Below are 2,154 nucleotides of genomic sequence, written 5' to 3' on the forward strand. Positions count from 1 at the left end.
GTTGGCGGCCGGGACCTCACCCCGCGCGATCATGTCGGGGATCAGCTTCAGCGGCACCCACTCGCGGCGCGAGGACTCGAAGTCGTCCACCGGGTGGCCGGTGTACGTGGCCCCCTCCGCCCAGTAGAGGTGGTGCCGGGCGTCGGTAAGGCCGTTCGACGGCTCGACGGTGAGGAGGTGGCGCAGCGGCCCGGGCCGCCACCCCGTCTCCTCCTCCATCTCGCGCGCCGCTGCCGCTTCGACCTCCTCTCCGTCCTCGACGACGCCGGCGGCCAGTTCCCAGCCCCAGCTGTCGGTGATGAACCGGTGGCGCCAGAGCATCAGCACCTCGTTCGCCTCGTTGACGGCCGTCGCCACGGCGACCGCGCGCAGACGGATGAGGAAGTGGTCCAGATGACGGCCGTTGGGAAGTTCGACGTCCGCGAGATTCACCCGGAACCACGGGTTCTCATACACAGTTTGTTCGTTTAAGTTCGTCCACTGCACGTTTCTGCCACCTTCCGGCAATTGAATGCACGTAGATGGCAACATCGCAGCAGGGAGCACGCTGGGGGAACCAGCGCCCGGCGGCCCTCACAGGGGAATGCGCAGAGCCCCGTCGATCATTTCGGCCGCCTCGTCGGCCTGGGCGCATCCGCTGGCCGCCAGATGCTCTCGCACGGCACGCAGCCGGTCTCTCAGCCGCTGGGACTCCATGCCCCGCGCCTGCTCGGCCATCTCGACCGCGGTGGCCACCGCCCGATCGGCCTCCCCCTGCCGCAGTTCGACGTGGGTGAGGATGGCGAGCCGGTGCACCCGGCCGCGGTCGTGTGCGCGGGTGTCGACCGCCGCCGCCGCGTGCTCCCGCGCGGTCGTGAGGTCCCCCATGCTGAGCAGTGCCTCCGCCACCTGCACATTGACCAGGCCCGGTTGTACGTAGCCGGTCTCGTCCGGCTCATGGCCGGGGCGGATGCGGTCGGCGGCCTTCTCGGCCCGCCGGATGCAGGCGAGCGCGCTGCCCCCGTCCCCGAGGTGGGCGTACGACTTGGCCTGCATCGCGTACAGGTCGGCGGCCAGCGCCGGGCTGATTTCACGCCCGGCAGTGCGCAGGGCGGCCTCCGCGAAGGCGACCGCCTGCCGGTACTCCCGCATGAACAGCGACTGGTTGACGAGCAGCGCGATGACGTACGCGCCGAGCCCCCGGTCGCAGCTCGCCTTCGCGAGCCGCAGCGCCTGGTGGAAGTACCGCTGCGCGAGCCCCTGGGCGTCCGAGTCGTAGGCGCAGATGCCCGCGATGGCCACCAACCCGCCTGTCGCGCGGTGCAGTTGGCGGCCCGTGGAGTCGTTGTAGCCGCCTCGCAGCAGGGGCGCCGTCTCGGAGTTGAGGAAGCCGACGACGCGTGAGCGGGTCGCGACACCGCCGGCCTTGCGGTACATCTGCTCGTAGTGTGCCCTGGCGCCCTTGAGGGCCTCGATGTCCGCGAGGTGCACCGGGGTCTGCCCGGACCGGGAGACATCGCTGTCCTCGGGCGGGTTCTCCCACTCCCAGACCGGCATCACGGCCGGCGTGCCGGTGACGGCGGGAGCACCGAGGACGTGCGGGCGCTGCTGCTCGTCGGAGCGCCACAGCGCGGTGGCCCGCTCCACGAACCCGGAGAGGGTGGAGCCGGAACTGCTGCCCGGTGAGATCAGCCCGCCCCGGAGTCCGCCGAGTCCGATGTCGTCGAGCGCCACCTGCCGGTGCAGCCGTGCGCTGAGCACCTCGCAGATCAGGTCGGGCACCTGGCCTCGCGGACGCTGCCCCTTGAGCCACCGGCGGACCGCCGTGTGGTCGTAGCGCAGCGCCAACCCCCGTTTCCCTCCCGCGTGGTTGACGTGCGCGGCCAGACCGGCCTGGGAGACCCCGGCCTCGTCCAGCAGAGCGTCGAGAAGAGCATTGGGCTGCATGGGAGCGCCTCCGGCTGACTCGGTCCTGCACCAGCGTAGTACCGGGGAATTCGCACGGGGGGTGAACGGAATGCCTGCATCCACACCTCTCACCCACTCCCGCCGCACCCCGTGTATCGGTTGACTGAACTGCCTCGCAAGAGGCGGCCGGGCCGCCGGCTCCCCCCTCCATCAGTGCGGCGGCCCGATCCCACCCCCGTCCGTCCCGCCCGCGGCTGACCTGCACCC

Annotated in this window: 2 protein-coding genes; both read right to left on the reverse strand. The window is 71.2% G+C overall.

Annotation, left to right across the window (positions count from 1 at the left end; all coding sequences use genetic code 11):
* A partial coding sequence (locus tag ACWGIG_RS38600) for an NUDIX domain-containing protein (RefSeq protein WP_453326397.1) occupies positions 1 to 486 on the reverse strand: 486 nt, incomplete at its 3' end.
* 87 nt (positions 487 to 573) lie between these two features.
* Complete coding sequence (locus ACWGIG_RS38605; protein ID WP_453326398.1) at positions 574 to 1,926, reverse strand: transcriptional regulator; 1,353 nt, start codon at positions 1,924 to 1,926, stop codon at positions 574 to 576.
* Positions 1,927 to 2,154: the final 228 nt, after the last annotated feature.

It is taken from the genome of Streptomyces sp. NPDC054863, from assembly GCF_053610825.1.